The 24,507-nt window shown below is 70.7% G+C and carries 22 protein-coding genes and 1 tRNA gene; 7 read left to right on the forward strand and 16 right to left on the reverse strand.

The genetic code is table 11. The annotated features are described in order from the left end of the window. Window positions 1-13 precede the first annotated feature (13 nt). Window positions 14-589, reverse strand: a complete 576-nt coding sequence (gene pth / locus KFLA_RS28290; RefSeq protein ID WP_012923261.1) for an aminoacyl-tRNA hydrolase — start codon at window positions 587-589, stop codon at window positions 14-16. Between the two features lie 49 nt (window positions 590-638). Then, window positions 639-1,283 carry a 50S ribosomal protein L25/general stress protein Ctc gene (locus KFLA_RS28295; RefSeq protein WP_012923262.1) on the reverse strand — a complete coding sequence of 215 codons (645 nt, stop codon included), beginning with the start codon at window positions 1,281-1,283 and terminating at the stop codon, window positions 639-641. Between the two features lie 323 nt (window positions 1,284-1,606). On the opposite strand from KFLA_RS28295, the gene KFLA_RS28300 reads away from it, so the two are divergent. Both KFLA_RS28300 and KFLA_RS36005 read left to right on the forward strand, forming a co-directional pair. Continuing rightward, the gene (locus KFLA_RS28300) at window positions 1,607-2,284 is read left to right on the forward strand and encodes a hypothetical protein (protein ID WP_049797447.1); all 678 of its coding nucleotides are present in this window, start codon (window positions 1,607-1,609) and stop codon (window positions 2,282-2,284) included. Continuing rightward, window positions 2,284-2,934 (forward strand): hypothetical protein, encoded by a 651-nt coding sequence (locus KFLA_RS36005; protein WP_012923264.1) that lies wholly within the window; start codon window positions 2,284-2,286, stop codon window positions 2,932-2,934. Before KFLA_RS28300 ends, KFLA_RS36005 begins: the two co-directional genes overlap by 1 nt. Here KFLA_RS36005 and KFLA_RS28310 read toward each other — a convergent pair. The 8 genes from KFLA_RS28310 to KFLA_RS28345 all read right to left on the reverse strand — a co-directional run bounded on the left by KFLA_RS28310 (window position 2,927) and on the right by KFLA_RS28345 (window position 11,593). Beyond that, a complete protein-coding gene (locus tag KFLA_RS28310; RefSeq protein ID WP_012923265.1) occupies window positions 2,927-3,688 on the reverse strand; it encodes an NAD(P)-binding domain-containing protein in 762 nt (253 codons plus the stop codon). The genes KFLA_RS36005 and KFLA_RS28310 overlap by 8 nt on opposite strands. Continuing rightward, entirely contained in the window at window positions 3,688-4,668 is a 981-nt protein-coding gene (locus KFLA_RS28315) for a ribose-phosphate diphosphokinase (RefSeq protein WP_012923266.1), read from the reverse strand. The genes KFLA_RS28310 and KFLA_RS28315 overlap by 1 nt, the downstream gene beginning before the upstream one ends. Window positions 4,669-4,681: 13 nt before the next feature. Beyond that, window positions 4,682-6,226 (reverse strand): bifunctional UDP-N-acetylglucosamine diphosphorylase/glucosamine-1-phosphate N-acetyltransferase GlmU, encoded by a 1,545-nt coding sequence (gene glmU / locus KFLA_RS28320; protein ID WP_012923267.1) that lies wholly within the window; start codon window positions 6,224-6,226, stop codon window positions 4,682-4,684. 87 nt (window positions 6,227-6,313) lie between these two features. Beyond that, window positions 6,314-7,630: a hypothetical protein gene (locus tag KFLA_RS28325; protein ID WP_012923268.1), complete on the reverse strand. Its 1,317-nt coding sequence runs from the start codon at window positions 7,628-7,630 to the stop codon at window positions 6,314-6,316. 79 nt (window positions 7,631-7,709) lie between these two features. After that, window positions 7,710-8,387: a response regulator gene (locus KFLA_RS28330; RefSeq protein ID WP_012923269.1), complete on the reverse strand. Its 678-nt coding sequence runs from the start codon at window positions 8,385-8,387 to the stop codon at window positions 7,710-7,712. A gap of 42 nt (window positions 8,388-8,429) precedes the next feature. Next, window positions 8,430-9,608, reverse strand: coding sequence for a sensor histidine kinase (locus tag KFLA_RS28335; RefSeq protein WP_237706619.1), 1,179 nt, complete (start codon window positions 9,606-9,608; stop codon window positions 8,430-8,432). A 182-nt stretch (window positions 9,609-9,790) separates the two neighbouring features. Further along, on the reverse strand, window positions 9,791-10,393 hold the full coding sequence (locus KFLA_RS28340) for a TetR/AcrR family transcriptional regulator (RefSeq protein WP_237706620.1): 603 nt from the start codon (window positions 10,391-10,393) through the stop codon (window positions 9,791-9,793). Between the two features lie 123 nt (window positions 10,394-10,516). Continuing rightward, window positions 10,517-11,593 (reverse strand): acyl-CoA desaturase, encoded by a 1,077-nt coding sequence (locus KFLA_RS28345; RefSeq protein WP_012923272.1) that lies wholly within the window; start codon window positions 11,591-11,593, stop codon window positions 10,517-10,519. Window positions 11,594-11,716: 123 nt separating this feature from the next. On the opposite strand from KFLA_RS28345, the gene KFLA_RS37635 reads away from it, so the two are divergent. Next, a tRNA-Gln gene (locus KFLA_RS37635) sits at window positions 11,717-11,788 on the forward strand. A 171-nt stretch (window positions 11,789-11,959) separates the two neighbouring features. On the opposite strand, the gene KFLA_RS39465 is transcribed toward KFLA_RS37635, so the two are convergent. Next, a complete protein-coding gene (locus tag KFLA_RS39465) occupies window positions 11,960-12,091 on the reverse strand; it encodes a hypothetical protein (protein ID WP_272941267.1) in 132 nt (43 codons plus the stop codon). A gap of 377 nt (window positions 12,092-12,468) precedes the next feature. Here KFLA_RS39465 and KFLA_RS28350 point away from each other — a divergent pair, with 377 nt between their 5' ends. Both KFLA_RS28350 and KFLA_RS28355 read left to right on the forward strand, forming a co-directional pair. Then, window positions 12,469-13,245 carry an ABC transporter ATP-binding protein gene (locus KFLA_RS28350; RefSeq protein WP_012923273.1) on the forward strand — a complete coding sequence of 259 codons (777 nt, stop codon included), beginning with the start codon at window positions 12,469-12,471 and terminating at the stop codon, window positions 13,243-13,245. 3 nt (window positions 13,246-13,248) lie between these two features. Then, a complete protein-coding gene (locus tag KFLA_RS28355; protein ID WP_012923274.1) occupies window positions 13,249-15,705 on the forward strand; it encodes an ABC transporter permease in 2,457 nt (818 codons plus the stop codon). 49 nt (window positions 15,706-15,754) lie between these two features. Here the strand turns inward: KFLA_RS28355 and KFLA_RS28360 are convergent, their stop codons facing one another. After that, window positions 15,755-16,102: a VOC family protein gene (locus KFLA_RS28360; protein ID WP_012923275.1), complete on the reverse strand. Its 348-nt coding sequence runs from the start codon at window positions 16,100-16,102 to the stop codon at window positions 15,755-15,757. Further along, window positions 16,102-16,917 (reverse strand): trans-aconitate 2-methyltransferase, encoded by an 816-nt coding sequence (locus tag KFLA_RS28365; protein ID WP_012923276.1) that lies wholly within the window; start codon window positions 16,915-16,917, stop codon window positions 16,102-16,104. The genes KFLA_RS28360 and KFLA_RS28365 overlap by 1 nt, the downstream gene beginning before the upstream one ends. Before the next feature lie 98 nt (window positions 16,918-17,015). Between KFLA_RS28365 and KFLA_RS28370 the strand changes: the two genes are divergently transcribed. Continuing rightward, a complete protein-coding gene (locus KFLA_RS28370) occupies window positions 17,016-17,513 on the forward strand; it encodes a MarR family winged helix-turn-helix transcriptional regulator (protein WP_041289524.1) in 498 nt (165 codons plus the stop codon). Window positions 17,514-17,906: 393 nt separating this feature from the next. Here KFLA_RS28370 and KFLA_RS28375 read toward each other — a convergent pair whose 3' ends face one another. From KFLA_RS28375 to KFLA_RS28385, 3 genes are all read right to left on the reverse strand, one after another. Then, window positions 17,907-19,772 carry an ABC-F family ATP-binding cassette domain-containing protein gene (locus KFLA_RS28375; protein WP_012923278.1) on the reverse strand — a complete coding sequence of 622 codons (1,866 nt, stop codon included), beginning with the start codon at window positions 19,770-19,772 and terminating at the stop codon, window positions 17,907-17,909. 133 nt (window positions 19,773-19,905) lie between these two features. Beyond that, window positions 19,906-20,727, reverse strand: coding sequence for an SAM-dependent methyltransferase (locus KFLA_RS28380; RefSeq protein WP_012923279.1), 822 nt, complete (start codon window positions 20,725-20,727; stop codon window positions 19,906-19,908). Window positions 20,728-20,859: 132 nt separating this feature from the next. Beyond that, a complete protein-coding gene (locus tag KFLA_RS28385; protein ID WP_012923280.1) occupies window positions 20,860-22,770 on the reverse strand; it encodes an elongation factor G in 1,911 nt (636 codons plus the stop codon). Between the two features lie 288 nt (window positions 22,771-23,058). On the opposite strand from KFLA_RS28385, the gene KFLA_RS28390 reads away from it, so the two are divergent. Next, window positions 23,059-24,381, forward strand: coding sequence for a hypothetical protein (locus KFLA_RS28390; protein WP_012923281.1), 1,323 nt, complete (start codon window positions 23,059-23,061; stop codon window positions 24,379-24,381). Window positions 24,382-24,507: the final 126 nt, after the last annotated feature.

Genomic DNA, 24,507 nt, shown 5'->3' on the forward strand with positions numbered 1-24,507 from the left:
GAGTTGTCCTGCGTCACGAGTTGTACTTCCCTTGGGTGACTTCCAGGCCGTCCGCGATCAGCGACTCGACCGCGTCGGCGGTCCGGTCGAGGGCGAACGGCAGGTCCTTGCGCTCGGCGGCGGAGAACTCGTTCAGCACGAAGTCCGCCGGGTTCTGCCGGCCGGGCGGGCGCCCGACCCCGAACCGCACTCGATGGTAGTCACCGGTGCCAACCGACTTGCGGATCGACCGCAGGCCGTTGTGCCCGTTGTCGCCGCCGCCGAACTTCACCCGCAGGGTGGCGAAGTCCAGGTCCAGCTCGTCGTGCACGGCGATCAGCTGCGCCGGCTCCACCTTGAAGAACCGGAGCAGCCCGGCGACCGGTCCACCCGACTCGTTCATGTACGAGCGCGGCTTGGCCAGCACGGTCCGGGCCCCGCCGATCCGGGTCTCGATCACCTCGGCCCGGGCCTGCTTGTGCTGCTTCCAGCCACCGCCGACGCGGCCGGCCAGCTCGTCGGCCACCGACTGGCCGACGTTGTGCCGGGTCTTGGCATAGGTGGGGCCGGGATTTCCCAGCCCGACGACCAACCACACGTCGTCCGCCACGGATCTCCCGGCCCTCTCCTGTTCGTGTCCCTGTGCTGAGCGGTGTGCCTTACGAGGCGGAGACCGGCTCGCCGGCCTCGGCGGCCTCGGGCTCGTCCTTCTCGATGCCGGCCTCGGCCTCGGCCTCGGACAGCTCGGCGTCCAGCTGCTCGGCGGTCGCGGCGGCGGTGACGTTGACGATCAGGGTGTCCGGCTCGACGGCCAGCGTGGTGCCGGCGGGCAGCTGCAGGTCCGACGCGTGGATCTGCGCACCGGCGTCGAGGCCCTCGATGGAGACGGTGACACCGTCCGGAATGTGGGTCGCCTCGGCCTCGACCAGGATGCTCGCGTTCTCCAGCACGACCAGGGTCTCGCTGGCGGCGTCGCCCTCGAGGTGCACGGCGATGTCCACCTGGACCTTCTCGCCACGCTTCACGATGACCAGGTCGACGTGCTCGATGAAGTTCTTGATCGGGTCACGCTGGACCTGCTTCGGCAGCGCCAGCAGGCTCTCGCTGCCCTCGACCTCGATCAGCAGCAGGGCGTTGGCGGTCTTCAGGGCCAGCATGGTGTCGTGACCGGGCAGCGTGATGTGCACCGGGTCCGTGCCATGGCCGTACAGCACGGCGGGCACCTTGTTGTCCCGGCGGATTCGGCGGGCAGCACCCTTGCCGAACTCCGTGCGCGACTCGGCTTGGATCTTGACCTCGGCCACGAGATGAACTCCCTCAAGTGTTGCGGTGATCTGTTGACTGGTGAAAAAACCGTGTGCAGGCCTCAGCGGGCACGTCATGACCCCGGACAGGCGTCAGGCAACGAACCACCGCGTCGATCACGGAGCCGCGCCCGCTGGTCACCAGCACATCTCATGGAGACCGCGTCCGGGGGGCGTCCCTCGCCGAGGCAACCAAAACAGTCTACCCATCACCCGGCCCAGACGAGAAATCCGTTCAGCACCCACCCCCTCGGCCCCCGCCGCGGTGACTTTTCGCCCTCGCCGAGCCCGGGAGTCGACCGCCCAGGCGCTAGTTTGCGGAGGTGCTCGGGATCAGTGTGCTTGTCGGCCTGGTGGTCGTCGCGGTGCCGTTCGTGGTGCTGGCGGCGGTGGTCGTGGTGCTGGTCAGGCGGCGGACGGCGTTCTTCCGGCAGCGGGCGTACGAAGCGGCGCAGTTCGGGTGGTTCCCGGCGCCGCCGAACCCGTGGCTGGTGCAGACCGCCGAGAACCTCTGGCAGAACGGCAAGGCCGGGCAGATGCTGGCCGGGGAGTTCCGCGGCCGTGGGGTCTGCCTGCTCGACTACACCTACACGACCGTCCGCAGCAACGGCCAGCAGACCACCTCGTCCACGCACCAGGTACATCTCGTCGCGCTCAACCTGCCGGCTGCGCTCCCGCCGCTCACCGTGACCGCCGAGTCGACGCTCAAGCGGGTCTTCGGCGGCAAAGACCTGGAGCTGGAGAGCAAGGCGTTCAACGACGCGTTCCGGATCGCTTGCGCGGACAACCGGTACGCGTCGGCCGTGCTGCATCCACGGATGATGGAGTGGATGCTGTTCAACCAGGGACTGGAGTGGCAGATCGCCGGCAACGCGCTGGTCTCCTGGGGCATCGGTCCGTTCACGATCCCGATGACCCTGGCGCGGCTGGAGGCGATGAGCGGCGTGATCGACCGTCTTCCGCCCTTCGTGCTGCGCGACTACGGCGTCCCGGCGTACTGATGGGAACCGTCGCCGCGATCGTCCTGCTGCTCCTGGCGCTGATCGTCCTGCTCGCGCTGCCGTACGTCGTCGTCCTGCGCCGCCGGTTCTTCGCGGAGCGGGCGGCACAAGCGGCCTCGCTCGGCTGGCAGCAGGCCCCACCGAACCCGTTCCTGGCCGGCGTCGCCCGGCGGATCTACGGCAGCCGCGGCCGGGCGGATCGGATGGTGACGGGACAGTTCCGCGGCCACGTGATGTGCGCGCTCGACTTCAGCTACACGACCGTCGCCGGGCGGTCGATCCGGCACCACAAGTGTCACCTGGTGTCGGTCACCCTGCCGGTGCCGCTGCCGGGCCTGGTCCTGGTGCAGGACAACCCGATCGCCCGCGCCTTCGGCGTACCGGATCTGGAGCTGGAAAGTGGCGCTTTCAACGACCTGTTCTGGGTCGACTGTGCCGACGGCCGCTACGCCTCGGCCGTGCTGAACCCCCAGCTGATGGAGTGGATGCTCGCCCACCCCACCCTGGAGTGGCGCATCGACGGCGACGCGCTGGTTGCGTGGGGGCCCGGGTACTACTCGATCCCCCAGGTCACCACGAAGCTCGAGGGCCTGGTCGGCGTCGTGGAACGGCTGGCGCCCTTCGTGCTGGCCGACTACCGGCTCAGGTGAGCTTGGTCCACACCTGACGCAACGCCCGGGCGGCGTCACCCTCCAGGCCGGCCGCGTCCAAGGTCTGGGCGAGCTCGTCGAACTCCGGACCCCAACGCCACGCCACCGAGCGGAGCCGCTCCGGCAGTTTGGGATCGCTGAGCGAGCCTGCGTCGGCCCGGATGTGCTGCGCTGTCAGCGCCTCCGTCACGCCGTGCTCGGCCGCCAGCTCGAAGGCGAGCACAGCCAAGGCCGCCTTGCCCTTGTTGTAGAGCGCGTACGCCGACTTGGCGGCACTCGCCGCGCCCGGCTCCGTCCCGACCACCATCGGCGTGACCGCGGTCCCGGACCACAGCTCGGCCACCTGCTGAGCCGCCGCACCCGACAGCATCAGGTGCGTCGGGGCCGGGCCGCCCGTCGGCGGTGGGCCGACCACGCCCGCGTCGACGAAGGTTGCTTGTGGCAACGCCGATTGCGCCTCGGTCAGCGACTGCGGCGAGAGCGGGTTGGCCTCGACGTACACCCCGGCGAACCCTGCCCGCCCGACCTGCTCGGCGACCTCCAGCGCACCCTGCGGCGCGCACGAGCACAGCACGACCTCCGCCGCACCGACCGCCTCGGCGAACGACGTCCCGATCAGGCCGGCCTGCTCGGCCCGCTCCACCGACGCCGTACTCCGCCCGTCGGGCACCCAGTGCACCTCGTGCCCGGCCCTCACCAGCTGGGCCGCGAGCTGCGAGCCCATCGCCCCTGGGTGGAAGACCGCGACGCGCATCAGGCGCGGCCGTCGAACAGGCTGGTCACCGACCCGTCCTCGAAGACCTCGCGGATCGCGCGGCTGATCAGCGGTGCGATCGACAGCTCGGTCAGCTTGTCGAACTGGCGCTCGTGCGGGATCGGCAGCGTGTTGGTGACGATCACCTCGCTGGCCTGGCAGTTCTTCAGCCGGTCCACGGCCGGACCGGACAGGATCGCGTGGGTGGCCGCGATGACCACGCCCGCGGCGCCCTCGGCGTACAGGGCGTCGGCGGCCTTGGTGATGGTGCCGCCGGTGTCGATCATGTCGTCGACCAGGATGCAGGTCCGGCCCGCCACCTCGCCGACCACCCGGTTGGCGACGGTCTCGTTCGGCCGCTCGATGTCGCGGGTCTTGTGGATGAAGGCCAGCGGCGCGTTGTTCAGCCGGGCCGACCACTGCTCGGCCACCTTGATCCGGCCGGCGTCCGGCGAGACCACGGCCAGTTCCTGGTCGCCGTACTTGTCCCGCACGTAGTCGCTCAGGATCGGCAGCGCCATCAGGTGGTCGACGGGTCCGTCGAAGAAGCCCTGGATCTGCGAGGTGTGCAGGTCGACGCAGATCAGCCGGTTCGCGCCGGCGGTCTTGAACAGGTCGGCCATCAGCCGGGCCGAGATCGGCTCCCGGCCGCGGTGCTTCTTGTCCTGCCGGGCGTAGCCGTAGAACGGCAGCACCACGGTGATCCGCTTGGCCGACGCCCGCTTCAGCGCGTCGACCATGATCAGCTGCTCCATGATCCACTCGTTGATCGGCGAGGTGTGGCTCTGGATCACGAACGCGTCGCTGCCCCGGACCGACTCCTCGAACCGGACGTAGATCTCGCCGTTGGCGAAGTCGTACGCCGAGGTCGGGACCAGGCCGGCGCCGAGCTGCTCGGCGACCTGCTCGGCCAGACCGGGGTGAGCCCGGCCGGAGAACACCATCAGGTTCTTCTCGGTGGTTCGCTTCATCCCGCTCATCGCCGGCCTCCCGTTACGCCTTCTCGCCAGTGTCACCCAGGGCGGCCGGATCCGGCTGCTGCTGGGCGTCGTGCGCGGCCGGTGTCTGCGGCCGCGATCCGTCGGCGAGCAGGTTCTCCGTCGCCTTCGCGTCGGCCAGCGCCTCGTCCGCCGCCTTCGCCGTCTTGGTGCCGGCCCGCTTGCGCGCGACCCAGCCGTTGATGTTGCGCTGCCGGCCGCGGGCGACCCCGATCTGGCCGGGCTCGACGTCGTCGGTGACCGCGGAGCCGGCCGCGACGTACGCGCCGTCGGCGATCGTGCGCGGCGCGACCAGCACCGAGTTGCTGCCGACGAACGAGTACCGGCCGACGGTCGTGTGGTTCTTCTCCACGCCGTCGTAGTTGGCGAAGATCGTGCCGGCGCCGATGTTCGCGCCCTCGCCGATCGTCGCGTCGCCGGCATAGGTCAGGTGCGGCACCTTGGCGCCGTCGGCGATCGCGGCGTTCTTGGTCTCCACGAACGTGCCGATCTTGGCCTTGACGCCCAGCGACGTGCCCGGCCGCAGGTACGCGTACGGGCCGACCGACGCGCCGGCACCGATCAGCGCGCCGGACCCGTGGGTGCGCACGATCGTGGCGCCCTCGCCGACCTCGACGTCGGTCAGCGTGGTGTCCGGGCCGATGGTGGCGCCGGTGGCGACCGTCGTCGCGCCGTGCAGCTGGGTGTTCGGCAGCAGGGTGACGTCCTGCTCCAGCCGGACCGTCCGGTCCACCCAGGTGGTGGCTGGGTCGACGATCGTGACGCCGGAGCGCATCAGCGCGTCGAGCGTGCGCCGGTTCAGCTCGGCGCGCAGCGTGGCCAGCTGGACCCGGTCGTTCACCCCCTCGGTCTGCATCGCGTCCTCGGTGACGAACGCGCCGACCCGCTTGCCGTCGCCCCGGGCGATCGCCAGCACGTCGGTCAGGTACAGCTCACCCTGGGCGTTGTCGGTGGTCAGCCGGCTCAGCCCGTCGCGCAGCGTCGCCGCGTCGAAGGCGTAGATGCCGGCGTTGATCTCGTCGATCTGGCGCTGCTCGGGCGTCGCGTCCTTGTGCTCGACGATGCCCGCCACGGTGCCGTCCGGCCCCGGCAGGATCCGGCCGTAGCCGGTCGGGTCGGGCACCCGGGCGGTCAGCACGGTGACCGCGTTGCCCTGCTTGTCGTGCTCGGCGACCAGCTCCAGCAGCGTGTCCCCGGCCAGCAGCGGGACGTCGCCGGAGGTGACCACGACCGTGCCCGCGAAGTCCGCCGGTACGGCCCTCAGCCCGGCCCGGACGGCGTCGCCGGTGCCGAGCTGCTGCTCCTGGACGGCGGTCCGCACGTCCGGGTCGACGCCGGCCAGATGCGCCTCGACCAGCTCGCGACCGGTACCGACCACGACGACGAGGTGCTCGGGGGCGAGTGCACGCGCGGTGACGACCGCGTGCCCGACGAGACTGCGCCCGCCGAGCTCGTGCAGGACCTTGGGGGTCGCGGATTTCATCCGGGTCCCCTGACCGGCGGCCATCACGATGACCGCCGAAGGACGGTGGGAAGTCACGCGGTCTTCTCCTCGGGTTTCCTGCCGTTGTGCAGGCGAGTGCGGGGCGTGAGCACCCGGAACGAGCGCCCGCGACAGCCTACTTCGTCATCGCGCGAGCGTGCGCAGCGCATCCACCAGGTCCTGCTCGGTGAATCCGGTGTACTCCTTCATCAGCCGCTGGCGGACGAAGTCGTTGTAGCCCCGGCGGGCCACCTGGGGGTAGAACTCGGTGACCGCTTTCACACCGACCTCGGCGATCAACTGCTCGACCGCGAGCCAGCTGATGTCGTCACTGTCGGTAGCGGCGAACTCGTCGTCGGCCGGCAGCCGGGTCAGGTCACCGAGCGCCTTCCGGCGGACGGCGTCGCGCTGGGCGGTGACCAGTTCGGCCCGGCCGGTGGCGATCAGCTGCCGGCTCTCGGCATACCGGGCCAGGCCCTCGGTCAGCCAGCGCGGGGCCTCGTCGCCGAGCCGGACCGGCAGCAGGTGCAGCAGCGCGTGGGTCAGCTGCGCGGAGTCGAAGGTCGCCTGCGCGGCCGGACGGATCACGATCCAGCCGCCGACCGGCCGGCCGTTCTCGGCCGGGCTCGGGATCGGCCGCACCCGGGCGGGCTCGGTTTCGGTCACCGGCGCCGGCAACTCGGTCAGCACGCTCGGGTCCCGCATCGCGACCACCATCGGGACGATCTGCAGGTACCCGCGCCACAGCTTGCGGACCTTGCGGGCCATCGCGACCGTCTCGTCGGCCTGCCGCTCGGCGTACGCGAGCCGGCCGCGGTCGGCCACGACCAGCACGTTGGGCCGCTTCACCACGTCGATCGGGCCGTAGTCCCAGGGCTGCCGGCCGGCGCCGACCGCCCGGTCGAGGTCGTTGTCGTCGACCAGCAGCAACCGGCCGTCGCGCACGGTGTAGGTGTAGCCGACGTCGGTCGCGGCCTGCCCGAGCCGGGTGCCGGAGATCTGGTACCGCATGCTGACCCGGAAGGTGCCGGTGGCCAGTCCGTACCGGCGGACCGCCTCGTAGTTCGTCCAGAGCTCGGCCCGGCGGTAGGTGACGTCCATGCCGAGCGCGCGCAGGTTCTCGAACAGCTGGCGCTGCTCGTCGTGCAGCTCCGGTGCGACGTCACGCAGGAACTGCGGCAGGTTGTTCGTCCGGACGGCGATGCCGCGGCGGGCCAGCAGCGCGTCCACCGCCGCGCCCAGCCGGGGATCGACCTCACCGGTCGGGTGCGGCCGGACCTGCTGCAGCGTGGCCCCGCCCATCGCGTCGGTGGTCAGGGTGACGTCCCGGCCGGTCGACGGTACGCCGGCCCACAGGCTGCCGCCCACGACGAGCATCGCGGCCAGCACGGGCCACAGGGCAGCACCGTCGGACCCCACCCAGCGACGCGTCGCCGCCCACCATCCGGTCAACCCCGGCATCACACCGAACCTCTCCCGGCCCTTCCCGGCCCGCCACCCAGGGCCCCCATGGTGGCCCACCGGGAGGCCACCGACCAAGTCAGCTGTGCGGCTTGACCAGGCCGGTCTCGTAGCCGAGCACCACCAGCGCCACCCGGTCCCGCAGCCCGGTCTTGGCCAGGATCCGGCCGATGTGCGTCTTCACCGTCGCCTCGGACAGCGTGAACAGCCGGGCGATCTCGGTGTTCGACAGACCGCGGGCCACCTCGACCAGCACCTCCCGCTCGCGCGCGGTCAGGTCGGCCAGGTCCGGGACCTCGCGCTCGCCGTCCGGCAGCGACCCGGCGAAGTGCTCGAGCAGCCGCCGCGTCGTGCTCGGGGAGACCACCGCGTCGCCGGAGTGCACCTGCCGGATCGCGGACAGCAGGTCGGCCGGCGGCGTGTTCTTCAGCAGGAAGCCGGCCGCGCCGGCCTTGATCGCGGCGAACGCGTACTCGTCCAGGTCGAAGGTGGTCAGCACGATCACCCTGGGGGCCGTCGGCAACGACTGCAGCTGCCGGGTCGCCTCCACCCCGTCCATCCGCGGCATCCGGACATCCATCAGCACCACGTCGCTGCCGGTCACCCGCAGCTTCTCCAGCGCCTCGCCGCCGTCACCGGCCTGACCGACCACCCGCATGTCGGGCTGGGAGTCCACCAGCATGGTGAAGCCGGCCCGGACCAGCTCCTGGTCGTCCACCAGGAAGACCCGGATCACGCCGTCGTCGGTCTCGCTCACGTCCAGATCCTCCGGTTCGCCGGCGCGGGGCCGGGCATGGGTCTACGGGCTGCCGGGCAGGTCGTACGGCAGCTTGGCGACCACCTCGTACCCACCGCCGGCCTTCGGGCCGGCGCTCACCGTACCGCCGGAGATCGAGGCGCGTTGCCGCATCCCGACCAGTCCGTGGCCCGGGTCGCTGCTCGACGCGACCCCGGCACCGCGGCCGTCGTCGGTGACCACCACGGTCAGCATCTCGCGCCCGAAGTGCAAAGTGACGCAGGCGTGCGCTCCCGGCCCGGCGTGTTTCAGCGTGTTGGTCAGCCCTTCCTGCACGATCCGGTACGCCGTCAGTCCCAGCAGCGCGGGCAGGTCCCGCGGCGTCCCGGTGACCTGGTAGTCGACCGACAGCCCGGCCTCGCGCACGTTCTCGATCAGTTCGGGCAGCGAGTCGACGCCGGGTTGCGGGCGCGGCTGGTCCGGGTCGAGCTCGTTCTGCTCGTCCTGCTTGAGCAGGCCGAGCATCTTGCGCATCTCGGTCAGTGAGGCGCGGCCGGTGTCGCCGATCGTCGCCAGCGCCTTCTTGGCCTGCTCCGGCGACGCGTCGGCGGCGTACAGACCACCGTCGGCCTGGACGATCATGATCGACAGGCCGTGCGCGACCACGTCGTGGATCTCCCGGGCGATCCGGGTGCGCTCGTTCGAGACCGCCAGCGCCGCCTCCCGGTCGCGGTCGCGTTCCAGCTGGGCGGCGCGTTCCTCCAGCTGGGCGACGTACAGGCCGCGGGTACGGCGGCGTTCGCCGAACGCCCAGACGCCGAACACGACCGCGCCGAAGGCCACCATCATGGTGATCTGCTGGCGCCAGTCGGAGGTCGCGTAGTACCGGGCGGTCGCCATCAGCACGCCGAGACCGCCGACGCCGAGCGCGATCCGGCTGTAGCGGACCTCGCCGTACACGGAGATCGTGTAGAGCGCGACCAGCAACCCGATGTTGCCCACCTGCAGGTCGACGCCGGCCAGCCACTGCAGCACCGCGACCCCGGAGACGCCGAAGAACACCAGCTCGGGGTACTTGCGGCGCCAGACCAGCGGACCGAGCATGAGCAGGCTGAACACACCCCCGAGCTGCGCCTGGGCCAGCGAGAGGAACCCGAAGAACACCGTCAGCCCGCCCGCCAGCAGCAGGTCGAACGCCTTGCTCGGTGGCGGGACGCGTCGAGCCGTCAGGATCCCCGTCATGCCGGTCAGCGTACGGCGGCCCGGCCCGGGAAAGGTCATGCCACGGTCGGATGTCGGCGTCCACCCGGGGACCGACGGACCGCCACCACTCACCAACCCCGGCGCGCCGGCATCGCCGCCGCTCAGCCCGCGAGCGTGCAGCAACGACGTTGCGGGTTGGTGAGTGCTGCAGGTACCGACAGCTACTTGTGCGGGCGCGTGGACAGCGTCGGCTGGGCTTCCAGGCCGGACAGGCCGTTCCAGGCGAGATTGACCAGGTGCGCGGCGACGTCGGGCTTCTTCGGCCGGCGCGCGTCCAGCCACCACTGGCCGGTCAGCGCGACCATGCCGACCAGCATCTGGGCGTACATCGGCGCGTTCTTCGGATCCAGCCCGCGGCGCTTGAACTCCTCGGCCAGGATGTGCTCGACCCGGGTCGCGACGTCGCTGAGGATCGAGATGAACGACCCGCTGGACGACCCGACCGGCGAGTCCCGGACCAGGATCCGGAACCCGTCGGAGGAGTTCTCGATGTAGTCCAGCAGCGCCAGCGCGGCCTGCTCGACCAGCTCGTGCGCCCGGCCCGCGGTGAGCGACACGGTCACGGTGTCGAGCAGCCGGCGGACCTCGCGGTCCACCACCACGGCGTACAGGCCTTCCTTGCCGCCGAAGTGCTCGTAGACGACCGGCTTGCTGACCTCCGCGCGGGCCGCGATCTCCTCCACCGAGGTGCCTTCGTAGCCCTTCTGCGCGAACAGCGCCCGGGCGATCGTGATGAGCTGCTCACGACGCTCCGCACTGGTCATCCGGATCCGTCCGGACCGTCGCGGTTTGGGTTCCGTCACGTCGAGATCACGTCAGCATCATGCCGCACCTGCGTGCCGCCGGGTGGGAGATTTCCGGGCAGCGCACCGATCGGGTCGACCCGCTCAGGCCGCGGCCCGGTCGCGGCCGGAGCGGGCGGCCCGCCCGGCGGCCTTGGCGGTGGCCTGCTCGGCGGCGCTCACCCGGCGGGCCTCGAGACGCTCCGGCACCGGCCAGCGGACGTCGCTGACCCAGCCCATCTTCTCGAAGAACCAGATGCACCGGGCCGAGGTGTCGAGCTGGCCCTTCAGGACGCCGTGCCGCGCGCAGGTCGGGTCGGAGTGGTGCAGGTTGTGCCAGGACTCGCCCTGGCTCAGGATCGCCAGCCACCAGACGTTGCCCGACTTGTCCCGGCTCTTGAACGGCCGGGCGCCGATCGTGTGGCAGATCGAGTTGATCGACCAGGTGACGTGGTGCAGCAGCGCGATCCGGACCAGGCTGGCCCAGAAGAACGCGGTCAGCGCGCCCTCGATCGACCACGACCACAGCCCGCCGATGACGGCCGGCAGCAGCAGCGAGACCAGGACCAGCGCCGGGAACATCCGGGACACCTTGACGATGTCCTTGTCCTTCAGCAGGTCCGGCGCGTACTGCCGCTGCGGGGTCTGCTCGGTGTCGAACAACCAGCCGATGTGCGCGTGCAGGAAACCCTTGGTCAGCGCGCGCACGCTGGTGCCGTACTTCCACGGGCTGTGCGGGTCGCCGTCGCGGTCGGAGAACTTGTGGTGCTTGCGGTGGTCGGCGACCCAGCGCACCACCGGCCCCTCGATCGCCAGCGAGCCGGCCACCAGCAACGCGATCTTCAGCGGCCGGTTCGGCTTGAACGACTTGTGCGTGAACAGCCGGTGGAAACCGATCGAGATGCCGTGCCCGGAGACGGTGTAGAACACCACCGCGATCACGACGTCGCGCCAGCCCAGGAACCCTCCCCAGGCAACCGGCACGGCGGCCAGCACAGCCAGGAACGGGATCCCGATGAACAACCCGAGCGCGAGCTGCTCGCCGAAGTTCTTCTGCTCGCCGCCCATCGTGCCGGTCTCGACACCGGCCTGGGCACCGGCCCCGGCAGCCGGCTCGGCGAGGTCTCCGGACTGGTCGGCGCGGTCCGGCGTTTCCGGTGCGGCCACGGCGGATGAAGTCATGTCGTGTTCCCCTCGGCTGGCAGGAGGTCTTACCTACGCCACCGTAACCTACGCCGCCGTAGGTAAGGAACCCCTGCGCGTGTCGCCACCCGGCCATGGCAAACTGTGCGGACGCACCAGCGGTCCCCCGTGGGGTAATCGGCAGCCCGCGAGACTTTGAATCTCGAAGACCAGGATCGAAACCTGGCGGGGGAGCAAGTTTCTGGCGTGGGGAGTTCTTCCCCACGCGCCGGCTACGTGCGCTCCTTCGTCGCGTGCTCGCGGCGCTCCCGCCCACCCGGTCATGGGTGCGCGCTGGCGCGCGGGTTGCGCGCTACCGCGCCGGACTGGCACTGCGCGCGGGTGACGCTGCCGCGGGTTGCGCGCTCATCGCCCGGGGGCGCGCTGCCGCGCGATGACCCGCGCCGCGGCGTCGTACGCGCCGGCCTTGTCCCCGGCGTACGCGCGGCCGGGAGCAACACGCGCTCTCGCGTCGTACAGGCACACGCTGAACCGCAATCCCCATCCTTCGATCGCCGGCCTGGGACGAGATGTTCTGTTCTGACGTCGTGCCAGCACCCGGTCGACGACCTCCGCGCCCCGCCCATCGAATTCCGGGGATATCCCCGCAGAGTGCGGGTTCTACCCCCGCATGCGCGCGGAGAACCCAGCATTTCGAGGGTTATCCCTGCACATGCAGCAGCCGCGGGGAAGCAGCCGTCCCGCCCGGCGCTCCTGCGGCGTCGGCGTCCGCCGGAAAGCCTGCGCGGTAAGCGAAAGCTACGACCCTGGTCGTACGGCGAGTGCAGTCCCTGGTCCGACGTTCGCGGCGGCGGCGATCACTAACTTCTCAAGGGTGGCGGGATCGGCTCGTCACTGGCACTCAGAGGAGACCGATGACCATCCAGACCGGCGAGCTCCCGCTCGGCCGTTTGCCGCAGGACAGCGTTCGTACGGCGATCCGGGCGCACGAGCTGCGCAAGGTGTACGGGCAGGGCGACACCGCGGTGGCGGCCCTCGACGGGGTGTCCGTCGACTTCGGGGTCGGGCGGTTCACCGCGATCATGGGGCCGTCGGGGTCCGGCAAGTCGACGTTGATGCACTGCCTGGCGGGACTGGACACGCCGACGGGCGGCCAGGTGCTGCTCGGGGAGACCGAGCTGACGCAGCTGCCGGACAGCGAGCTGACGAAGATCCGCCGGGACCGGGTCGGTTTCGTGTTCCAGTCGTTCAACCTGCTGCCGATGCTGTCGGCCAAGGACAACATCCTGCTGCCGCTCGAGCTCGGCAACCGCAAACCCGACCAGGAGTGGCTCACGACGCTGGTCGACGTCCTCGGGCTGCAGGACCGGCTCACGCACCGCCCGTCGGAGCTGTCCGGCGGTCAGCAGCAGCGGGTCGCCGTGGCCCGCGCGCTGGTCGGCCGGCCCGAGGTGGTGTTCGCCGACGAGCCGACCGGCAACCTGGACTCCCGCTCCGGCGCCGAGGTGCTCGGCTTCCTGCGCCGTTCGGTCCGCGAGTTCGGGCAGACCGTGGTGATGGTCACCCACGACCCGCTGGCCGCCTCGTACGCCGACCGCGTGGTGCTGCTGGCCGACGGCAAGCTCGCCGGCGAGCTGTACGACCCGACGCCGGAGACCGTGCTCGACGCCCTGCGGCAGCTGGGAGCCTGACCCGTGCGACGCTCCATCCTCTCCTCGCTGCGCGCCCACCTGGGCCGCCTGGTCGCCGCCTGCCTGGCGATCGTGCTGGGGGTCGGCTTCGGCACCCTGGCGCTGACCGTGCACAGCTCGGCCTCGCACGGCATCGACCAGACCATCGGCAAGGCCAACGCCGGCGTCGACGCGGTGGTCGCGAACGACCAGCGCTCGATCGAGGCCAAGGACCTCGCCGCGGTCCGCAAGCTGCCCCAGGCCGCTTCGGTGGTCGGCGACACCAGCGCGTTCCTGCAGGTTTCCTGGGCGGGCAGGGTCCGTCCCGACCACCTCGGTGTGCAGGCTCTCTACGACACCTCGCGGATCGCCGGCCCCCGCGCCGCGCAGGGTCGGCTGCCCGCCAGCACCCTCGAGATCGCGCTGCCGGCCCGGCTGGCCGAGAAGCACCAGGTCGCGATCGGCAGCAAGCTCCGGCTCAGCTCGTACGACGAGAAGCAGTGGACGGTGACCGTCGTCGGAACCCTCGACGACAGCACCAGCTACGGCATGGCGAACGCCGTGGCCACCGCGCAGGCGGTGAAGATCTTCCAGCCGGACAGCTACATCAACCAGATCAAGGTGGCGGCCGCGCCCGGCACCACCCCGGAGGCGCTCGCGGCCGCGCTCACCCCGCTGGCCACCGGCCTTCAGGTCTTCACCGGTGAAGCGTGGATCGACCACGAGGTGCAGAGCTTCACCAACGGCATCGACGTGCTGGGCGGGGTGTTCGGCATGTTCGCCGTGATCGCGCTGTTCGTCGCCTGCCTGGTGATCGCGAACACCTTCACCATCGTCATCGCCCAGCGCACCCGCGAGATGGCCCTGCTGCGCTGCGTCGGCGCGTCCCGCCGGCAGGTCTTCTCCTCGGTGCTCGCGGAAGCGGCCGTGGTCGGCCTGGTCGCCTCGGGAATCGGCGTGGCCGTCGGCGTCGCGCTGTCGGCGCTCGGCCTGGCACTGTCGCGCGAGTTCGACCTGGAACTGCCGCCGATCGGCCTGCACCTCAGCCCGGTCTCGATCGTCCTGCCGCTCCTGCTCGGCACCGTCGCGACGGTGCTCGCCGCGATCGTCCCGGCCCGCCGGGCCACCAAGGTCGCCCCGCTGGCGGCGCTGCGCCCGGAGGCGGCTCCCGCCGCCTCGTCGAAGAAGGGCGCCGTCCGGCTGGTGTTCGGCTTCCTGCTGCTGGCCGGTGGCGGACTGTTGCTGGCAGCAAGCGCTTCGAGCGGACAGGTGATGATCGGCGTCGCCGGCGGCGCGATCTCCTTCCTCGGCGTCCTGGCGGTCGGCACCCTGCTGGTCCCCGCGCTCGTCCGGCTGCTCGGCGCACTGCCCGCCCGGGCGAGCGGCGTCCCAGGGAGGATCGCGGTCGCGAACGCCGTCCGGAACCCGCGACGGACGGCGGCGACCACGTCGGCCCTGCTGATCGGCGTGACCCTGATCAGCCTGACCTGCGTCGGCATCGCCTCGGTCCGCAAGACGTTCGACGTCACGATGAACGGCGAGTTCCCGGTCGACGTGACGGTGCGCACGTACGACGAGAAGCTGCCGGCCGGCGCCGAGCAGCAGCTCCGCGACATCAAGGGCATCACCCAGGTCGTCCCGGTTCGCAGCGTCGAGGTGAAGCTGGGTCAGGAGACGCTGAGCATCTCCGGCATCGAGCAGAGCAAGGCGGGCTCGGTCGTCCACAACCCGCAACTGGTCGACCAGTTGCAGCCCGGCGTCGCCCTGCTCGACAAGCCGTCGATGCGGATGCTGAACCTCGCGGACGGCGCCGACATCACGCTGGTCGCGGGCGGCCACAAGCTCAGCCTGAAGGCCTACCACGCGACCGGACTGGACCCGATCACGATCACCCAGGCCGACCTGCAGAAGCTGGCCCCCGCGGCGGCCGTCACCGGCTACTGGCTGGCGTCCGACCCCAAGGCGGACGGCCCGGACGTGATCGACGCGGTCGAGCAGTCGCTGCCCACGGTCAAGTCGCTGTCGGTCGGCGGTGGTCTGGCCGAGCGGAGCAGCTACACCCAGGTCTTCGACGTACTGCTGATCGTCGCGGTCGGCCTGCTCGGGGTCTCGGTACTGATCGCGCTGGTCGGCGTCGGCAACACGCTCAGCCTCTCCGTCCTGGAGCGGACCCGGGAGAACGCGCTGCTGCGGGCCATGGGCCTGACCCGCCGCCAGTTGCGCGGCATGCTCGCGGTCGAATCGTTGCTGATGGCCCTGGTCGCCGCCGGGCTCGGCATCGCCCTCGGGCTGGTCTACGGCTGGACCGGGACCGCGGCGCTGATGAGCACGCAGACCGACGGCAAGGTCCAGTACGCCGTACCGGGCGGCCTGCTGGTCACGATCGCGCTGGTCGCGGCGGTGGCCGGTCTGCTCGCCTCGGTCCTGCCGGCCCGGCGAGCGGCGAAGGTCGCCCCGGCCGGCGCTCTCGCCACCGAGTGAGCAGGTGGTGGCCGGCGTTCAGCCCAGCAGCTCCGGCCACCACCGTCGGTCAGACGATCTCGATCCGGTTCCCGTGGCCGTCGGCGGTGTGAAACCGCCGGCGGCCCGGGATCGTCTCGTTGTCCCAGGTCACCGGGTAGCCGAGCCACTCCAGCGTCGCCGCCAGCGCGTCCAGATCCTCGACCGCCAGGGCCGGATGGGCCTTCCGGGCCGGCCGGAAGTCCGCCTCGACGCCGACGTGGATCTCGACCTCGCCGTCCTTGAACCAGCATCCGCCACGCCCCGCCAGCAGCAGCGGCTTCGCCACCTCGGTCAGGCCGAGTGCGTCCCGGTAGAACGCTCGCGCAACGTCCTCACCACCGGGCGGGCAGGACACCTGCACATGATCGATCCGCATCACCGGCCGGCCTCCGACGGCGTCTTGTGAGCGACCGCGAAGATTCGCCGGAACGGCAGCAGCGTGCCGTACTCCCGCCGCGGGTACGCCGCCGCCAGCCGCTCCCCGTACTCCGCCTCGAACCGCGCGCGCAGGTCGTCCGGCAACGACTGCAGCACCGGCCGCGCGCCCGTGCCCTTCACCCACTCCAGCACCGCGTTCTCCCCCGCCAGCAAGTGGTTGTACGTCGTCTCCCACGCGTCGACCGAGCATCCTTCGGCGCTGAGCGCCTCCACGTAGTCCGCCGGCCCCGGAACGTCCGGCCGCAGTGACTTGTCCGCGGCGTACCCGGCGTACGGCGGACTGCTGGCCAGCTCGCGCAGGATCGCGTGCGACGGCGCGTCGCCGTTGCCCGGAATCTGGATCGCCAGCCAGCCGCCGGGTTTCAGCACCCGGACGAAGCCGGCCAGCAGGTCGAGCTGCTCGGGAACCCACTGCAAGGTCGCGTTGCTGACGATGACGTCGATCGAGCCGGGCGCGGGTGACCAGTCCCGTAGATCCGCCACCTCGAACGTCAGCCGGTCCGCGACGGCCGGCTCGGCGCGCAGCTGCTCCGCCGCGGCGATCATCTCCGGCGAGCTGTCGACACCGTGAATCGTTGCGGTCGGCCACCGGTCGAGCAGCGTCGCCGTCAGCGTGCCCGGCCCGCAGCCGAGGTCCACCACCGTGCGCGGGTCCTCGGCCCCGACCCGGCGGACCAGGTCGGCGAACGGGCGGCCGCGCTCGTCGGCGTACGTGCCGTACTGCTCGGGACTCCACACCGGTGACGTACGCATCGCCTGCTCCTTCGCCGACCACGTTCTCTTGATGTCGAGATACTTTACGCCCGCGAGTTGTCTTGATGTCAAGAGTCTTGATGAGTAGTGTCGAGATCATGAGAGACGAGGTCGACCGGCTGATCGAGGCCTGGCGCCGGGAGCGGCCCGATCTCGACGTCGCGCCGATGGAGGTGCTCTCCCGGGTCAGCCGATTGGCCCGGCACCTGGATCGCGCCCGCAGCCAGGCCTTCGAGACGCACGGCCTGGAGTCCTGGGAGTTCGACGTGCTCGCCGCGCTGCGCCGGGCCGGGCCGCCGTACCAGCTCTCCCCCGGCCGGCTGCTCAAGGAGACGCTGGTGACGTCCGGCACGATGACGAACCGGGTGGACCGGCTGGCCGCGCGCGGTCTGGTCGAGCGCCTGCCCGACCCGGCGGACCGCCGCGGCGTGCTGGTCCAACTGACCACCGCGGGCCGCGACTCGGTCGACGCTGCGCTGGCGGACCTGCTCGCGCACGAGCGGACCCTGCTGGCCGCGATCACCGAGCGCGATCAGGTCAAACTGGCGAAGTTGCTGCGCGAACTGGTCGGGCCGTTCGACCAGGAAACCCACTGACCAGTCCATTCGGACTTTCGAAGAATTGCCTCGGAATTATCCGAAAAGACGGCTCGTCACTTAATGCCCCGTTCGATCGTTGCTAGTTGCAACCCGATCGTGAAGCTGCTGTAGCACACCACTGTCGACACTGAGGAACCCGCCGAACTAGGGTCCTCACTGTCGGTACAAGGTCAGCTACAGACCGTTGAACGACGGACTTTCGGCGGCGAGAGGTGGTTCGCCGAAAGAGGTCGACGGTGTCCGGGGCTCGGGGCCCGAACAACGCCGGCCGGAACGGGGCCCGCTCACCCAGGGTCGCGGCGTACCTCCCAATCACAGGGGATGGGAGAGTACGCCGCGACTCGCGCGCCCGCCGTATTTGATCATGTATACGTTGATCGAAAGGCCGGGTTATTCCGCCCGCTCGGCGGCTTCCAGCCACGCCGTTTCGAGTTCTTCCCGCTCTTCGGTGACCTTGCGCAGCTCGGTGTCCAGCTCGGCCAGCTTGGCGTAGTCGCTGGCATTCGCCGCCAGCTGGTCGTGCAGCTTCTTCTCGGTGTCCGCGAGCTTGGACAGCTGCCGCTCGATCCGGTTCAGCTCCTTCTTCGCCGCCCGGGCCGCGGCCGCGTCGGCCGGAGTGCTCGGTGCCGGCGACGTCGGCGCGTCCTCGGTGAGCGTGCTGGTCCGGGCACCGCTCGACGTGGTCCCGGCCTGGTTGCCGCCCTGGGCGCCGGGGACGGGCTGCACGACAGCACGGCGTACCGGCGTACCGGCGGTGAGCTCGGCCAGGTACTGCTCGACGCCGCGCGGCAGGTGCCGGACCCGGCCGTCGCCCATGATGGCGTAGACCATGTCGCTGACCCGCTCCAGGAAGTACCGGTCGTGGGTGACGACCACGACGACGCCCGGCCAGCTGTCGAGGAAGTCCTCCAGCACGGTCAGCGTCTCGACGTCCAGGTCGTTGGTCGGCTCGTCCAGGATCAGCACGTTCGGCTCGTCGAGCAGGATGCGCAGCAGCTGCAGGCGGCGCCGCTCACCGCCGGACAGGTCGCTGATCCGGGTGGTCAGCTTGTCGCCGGTGAAGCCGAAGCGCTCCAGCAGCTGAGAGGAGGCCAGTTCGCCGCCGCGGCCGGCCAGGGCCGCGGTCCGGCGGATGCCGGTGATGTGCGCGAGCACCGTCGACGACCCGTCGACCTCGTCCAGGGTCTGCGACAGGTGCGCGGTCCGGACGGTCTTGCCCTGCTTCACCTGGCCGGCGGTCGGCGCCAGCTGCCCGGTCAGCACCTTGAGGAACGTCGTCTTGCCCGCGCCGTTCGGGCCGAGCAGCCCGATCCGGTCGGCCGGGCCGAGCCGGAAGGTGACCCGGTCGAGCATCAGCCGGTCACCGAAGGCCAGACTGACGTCCTCCGCGTCGAACACGTCCTTGCCGAGCCGCGACGTCGCCAGCTGCGACAGGGCCAGCTTGTCCCGCGGGGCCGGCTCGTCCTCGATCAGCGCGTTCGCGGCGTCGACCCGGAACTTCGACTTCGTCGTCCGGGCCGGCGCACCGCGGCGCAACCAGGCAAGCTCCTTCTTCAGCAGGTTCTGCCGCTTCGCCTCGGTCACCTGCTCGGTCCGCGCCCGCTCCGCCTTGGCCAGCACGTACGCCGCGTAGCCGCCGTCGTACGACGAGACCCGGCCGCCCTGCACCTCCCAGGTGTCGGTGCAGACGGCGTCCAGGAACCACCGGTCGTGGGTCACCACGATCAGCGCGCCGGCCCGGTCGACCACGTGCGCGGCCAGCCAGTTCACCGCCTCGATGTCCAGGTGGTTGGTCGGCTCGTCCAGGATCAGCAGGTCCACGTCGGTGAGCAGCAGCCGGGCCAGCGAGACCCGGCGGCGCTCGCCACCGCTCAGCGTGCCGACCAGCGCCTCGTGGTCGATCTCGCCGAGCAGGTGCTCCATCACCGACCGGGCCCGCGGGTCGGCGGCCCAGGTGTAGGTCTCGACGTCGCCGGTGACGGCCTGGATCACCGTCAGCGCCGGGTCCAGGTCGTCGCTCTGGCCGAGGTAGCCCAGCCGGAGGTCGCGGTTCTGCGTCACCCGGCCGGCGTCCGGCTCGAGGCGGCGGGCGAGGATCTGCAGCAGCGTCGACTTGCCGTCCCCGTTCCGCCCGACCACGCCGACCCGGTCCCCCCGGCCGACGCCGAGACTCACCTTGTCGAGCAGGAGCCGGGTGCCGAAGCCTTTGCTGACGGCTTCGAGATTGACCAGATTGGGTGCGGGGTTGGCAGCCATAACCGCCCCAGAGTACGTGACACCGGACTGCCCCGGCGCCGCGGTCGGCCTGACCCCGGCAGGAGGCCGCCGCTGCCGGGTCGATGTCCTGGCCGGGCAGTCCGACCGTTTCGACCTTCCGGCGGATCGGAGGTCAGGGTTTCCTGCCGACGCCGCCGGTCATGAAGCGGACGCCGATCGTCGTGGCGTCGGTGATGACCTGGTCAGCGCGCCACAGCGGCAGCGGCACGATGCCCGGCGGCAGGATCTCGAGGCCGTCGAAGTACGCCGCCAGCTCCGCCGGGGTGCGGACGCGGCCGGTGCCCAACTGCGACAGCAGGACCTGCTCGAGCTTCTCGCTCTCCCGTGAGTCCGACAGCCGGGTGAAGTTCGTGATGAAGAAGTACGAGCCGGGCGCGACCGCGTCACGCAGCGTCTCGACGATCCCCTTCGGGTCCTCGTCGTCGGCGAGGTGGTGCAGGATCCCGCACAGCATCACGCAGACCGGCTTGTCGAAGTCGATCAGCGCCAGCACGTCGGGGTGCTGCAGGACCTCGACGGGCTTGCGCAGGTCGGCGGTGACGACGCGGGTGTTCTCGTTGTCCTCCAGCAGGGCCCGGCCGTGGGCGAGCACGATCGGGTCGATGTCGACGTAGATGACCTTCGCGTCCGGATTGACCTCCTGGGCCACCTCGTGCGTGTTGCGCGCCGTGGGCAGACCGGATCCCAGGTCGAGGAACTGCGTGATGCCCCGCTCGGCCGCGAGCAGACGCACCGCCCGGTGCAGGATCGCCCTGTTGTGCTGCGCGATCTCCTTGAGCTCGGGCATCACGTGCAGGCTCGCTTCCGCGACCTGCCGGTCGATCTCGAAGTTGTCCTTGCCGTCGAGCATCACGTCGTAGACGCGGGCCGCCGTCGGCATTCCGTGGTTCAGGACGATCTCGGAATCGGCCGGTACTGCGCTTTCGGGGGACATGCACAACTCCCTTTCCTTGCCCGGGGGAGGGTCGCTGATGATTGTAGTGGCTCGGTGACGACCAGTCGCCGACGATGCGCCGCTGTTCCAATGTTCTTACCCGGGCCTTACCTGGAGATCGTCGCGCGGCCGTCACCCGGCTTGGTGCTGGTTGAGGTGCAGCAGGTACTCCTTCTGGTTGAGGGGGTTTCCGTCGGTCCGCGGACGGGTGGGCGAGGGCCCGGGAACCGGCCGGAAGCCCTCAAACGTGGTGAGCAGGATGCCTTCGCCGTGGGTGAGACCGGGGAGCTGGGACTCGAACGCGTGCACGCTCCCGGCCGGGATCTGGCCCGTCAGCTCGGCGTGCTCGGCGTCGATCCGGCTGGTCTCGACGGCGGCCCGGGCTTCGGCCAGGCGACCGAGGACCGGCGCGACCGCGTCCGGCGGCAGTTCGAGCTCGAAGTGGTGGACCGGCTCGACCACCGTCGTCCCGGCCCGGTCGAGCGCCTCCATCAGAACCACCGGGACCAGTCGGCGGAAGTCCGCCGCGACGCTGCCCGCCGAGGAGTAGCCGGTGTGCGTCAGGTCGATTTGTACATCGTCCACCTCCCAGCCGAACAGGCCCTGCCGCAAGGTCTGCCGGGCGGTGTGCTCGATCGCGGTGTGGAACGCTCGCGGCAGCCCGCCCAGTTCGACCTCCAGCCGGTAGTCGATCCCGGTGCCGACCGGCGCGGGCGAGACCCGGAACCCGATCGTCGCGAGCCACGGGTTGCCCGGTGCCCCCATCTCCCGGTACGCCGTACCGACGCCGGCCGGGCGTTCCAGGTGGATCGGCCGGGTCTCGTCGAAGGTGACGGCCAGGCCGTACTCGTCGGCGAGCAGGGCGGCGATCACCTCCTTCTGCACTTCGCCGTACAGGCTGACCGAGATTTCCTCGTCCTGCCGGACCCGGATCAACGGATCCTGCTCGGCGAGCTGCTGCAACGCCTGGTACAGCTTGATCCGGTCGGCGGCCCGGACAACCGTCTCCAGCGTCGGCGGGGCGAACAACCGGCCGCCCCGCCGGCTCGGGACTCCCAGCTGGTCACCGATCCGGATCTCCTTCAGCCCGCGCAGCGCGACGATGCTCCCGGCCTCGGCCGCGGCGACCCGCCGGGTCCCACCGCGGGAGAACAGCTCGACCGCGGCCGGCTTCGCCTGGTACGTCGTACCGCCGCGGTGCACGTCGACCGGCTGCCGCTCGCGCAGCGTCCCGGCGAAGATCCGGGCGGAGGCGATCTTGTCTCCCGCCGGTCCGCGCTCGACCTTGAACACCGAAGCCTGCAAGCGATCGCCGGGCGAGCTGGTTGCTCTGGGCAAGATGGTACGGATGCCCTCGATCAGTTCCGGCACGCCGTCACCGGTCATCGCGGATCCGAAGTACAGCGGCTGGACCTGAGCGCGGCGAACCTGCTCGGCCAGCTCCCGCCACTGGTCCGCCGCGGTCACCTCGTCGTCCAGGTACCGGGCCAGGAACTGATCGTTGCGCTCGGCAAGTGTCTCCGAGATCGCCGTCGCACCGGGCGGGAACGGTACGTAGCGAGCACTCCGTCCGCCGAGGTCGCGGACCGTGCCGAGCGGGATCGCGGCCGGTGTCAGCAGCCGGCGCACGTCGGCGAGCAGCTCGTCGTGCCGGGCCCCCATCCGGTCGATCTTGTTCACGAACAGCAGGGTCGGGATGTGCAGCCGCTGCAGCGTGCGCATCAGCAGCCGGGTCTGCACCTGGACGCCCTCGACCGCGGAAAGCACCAGGACCGCGCCGTCCAGCACGGACAGCGCGCGCTCGACCTCGGCGATGAAGTCCGCGTGGCCGGGGGTGTCGATCAGGTTCACGGTCAGGTCGGCCAGTTCGAACGACACCACCGCGGAGCGGATCGTGATGCCGCGGCGGCGTTCCAGCTCCATCGAGTCGGTCCGGGTGCTGCCGTCGTCGACCCGGCCGACCCGGTCGATGACGCCGGCGGCGTACAGCAGCCGCTCGGTCAGGCTCGTCTTGCCGGCGTCAACATGCGCCAGGATTCCCATCGTCAGTGTGTTCACAGATCCTCGTGCGGGCGTCGATCCATCGGGGGAAGACGGGGTGGATCGAGCCTCGGCGCATCGGGATCTCCTTGTCTGCGCGACCGCGCTTCAAACGTTTGCTGATGGTAGCTGCGGCCGCGGCGGCCCGCAGCTGCTTTTCCGCGACCTTCGGCAACCCCTTCCCGACCCCTCGCCCCGACAAGTAACCTGCCGCCCACACGGCGCCCAGGTCTTGTTTGAAAACTTCGCGGAACAAGGGTTCTCGGGCGCGGTGGACACCAAGGAGCTCCGATGTCACTGACGGACGACTATCTCGCCGCCGCCGCCGATCGCGGCCCGAAGGCCAGCGCGATCCTCGCAGCCGCCGCCCCCGAACTCGACGCCACCACCTACTTCGGCCGCTGCCTGAGCCGGCCGGTCTTTCTCGAGGCCGACGTCTACCGGCAGCTGGCCGCCGACCTGGACCTGCTGCACTCGGCCCTGACCAGACTGCCCGAGCGGGTCTTCGGCGGCGACCTCGCCGAGTTCGCCCGGACCGTCGGCATGGCCGAGACCCAGGTCCAGGCGATCTGCCGAGGCCGCGGCCCGGCCCCGAGCCGAATGGGCCGCGCGGACATGTACCGCGACGCGCAGGGATTCCACCTGCTGGAGATGAACATGGGCAGCACCGTCGGCGGCGTGGACAACACGGTGCTGAACGCCGCGATGCTGCAGCACCCGTTCATCGCCGAGTTCGTGGACGCCAACGGCCTCACTTACCGCGACACGATGACCGAGGTCGCCCGCACCATCCTGACCGAGGCGAAGGTCCCGAGCGGCGTCCGGCCGGTGATGGCGATCGCCGACTTCCCCGACAGCTACCCCGAGCTGGAGCGCATCCTGCACAAGAGCGCCGCCATGCTGGCCCCGCTCGGCATCGACGCGCTGCCCTGCCCGGTGGACGCGCTGGAGTACCGCGACGAGCGGATCTGGCTGGGCGACCGCCAGATCGACGTGGTGTTCCGGCTGTTCATGATCGAAGACGTGCTGAAGCCGGGCGCGGTCGAGCTGCTGGAGCCGGTGCTGCAGGCCGCCGAGCGCGGGCACGTCGCGATCTTCACCCCGCTGGACGCCGAACTGTACGGCAGCAAGGGCGCGCTCGCGCTGCTGTCCGACGAGGCGTACCGCGACCGCTACCCGGCCGACGAGTTGGCCGCGCTGGACCGGATCCTGCCCTGGACCCGGATGGTACGCAGCGGCCCGGTCACCGTGGACGGCGAGCGGATCGACCTGGAGCAGTACGCCCTGGCGAACCGCGAGGAGTTGGTGCTCAAGCCGACCGCGCTGCACGGCGGGGACGGCGTACTGCTGGGCTGGCAGACCGAGCCGGACGTCTGGGCCGCCAAGCTCTCCGAGGCGATGGACAACCCGTGGGTGCTGCAGCGCCGGATCCGCCCGGTGCCGGAGGTCTTCCCGACCGACGACGGCACCGAGGAGTGGCTGCTGAGCTGGGGCGCCATCCTGGTCTCCGACGGCCTCGGCGGCTTCCTGGTCCGCGGCTCCCAGCAGCTCGACGGCGACGTGGTCAACATGTCCACCGGCGCCACCGCCACCTGCTGCTTCCACCAACCCTGACCGGGACCGGCCCGGTGACCGCTGTCACCGGGCCGGTCGCCCGCCAGGCGGCGAACCCGTCGTTGGAAAAAGTTCGGCACCGACCAGAACCATTCCGGCAGCAGTGGCGTTCTGGTACGTAGGTGG

It is taken from the genome of Kribbella flavida DSM 17836 (genome assembly GCF_000024345.1).
GTDB lineage: Bacteria > Actinomycetota > Actinomycetes > Propionibacteriales > Kribbellaceae > Kribbella > Kribbella flavida.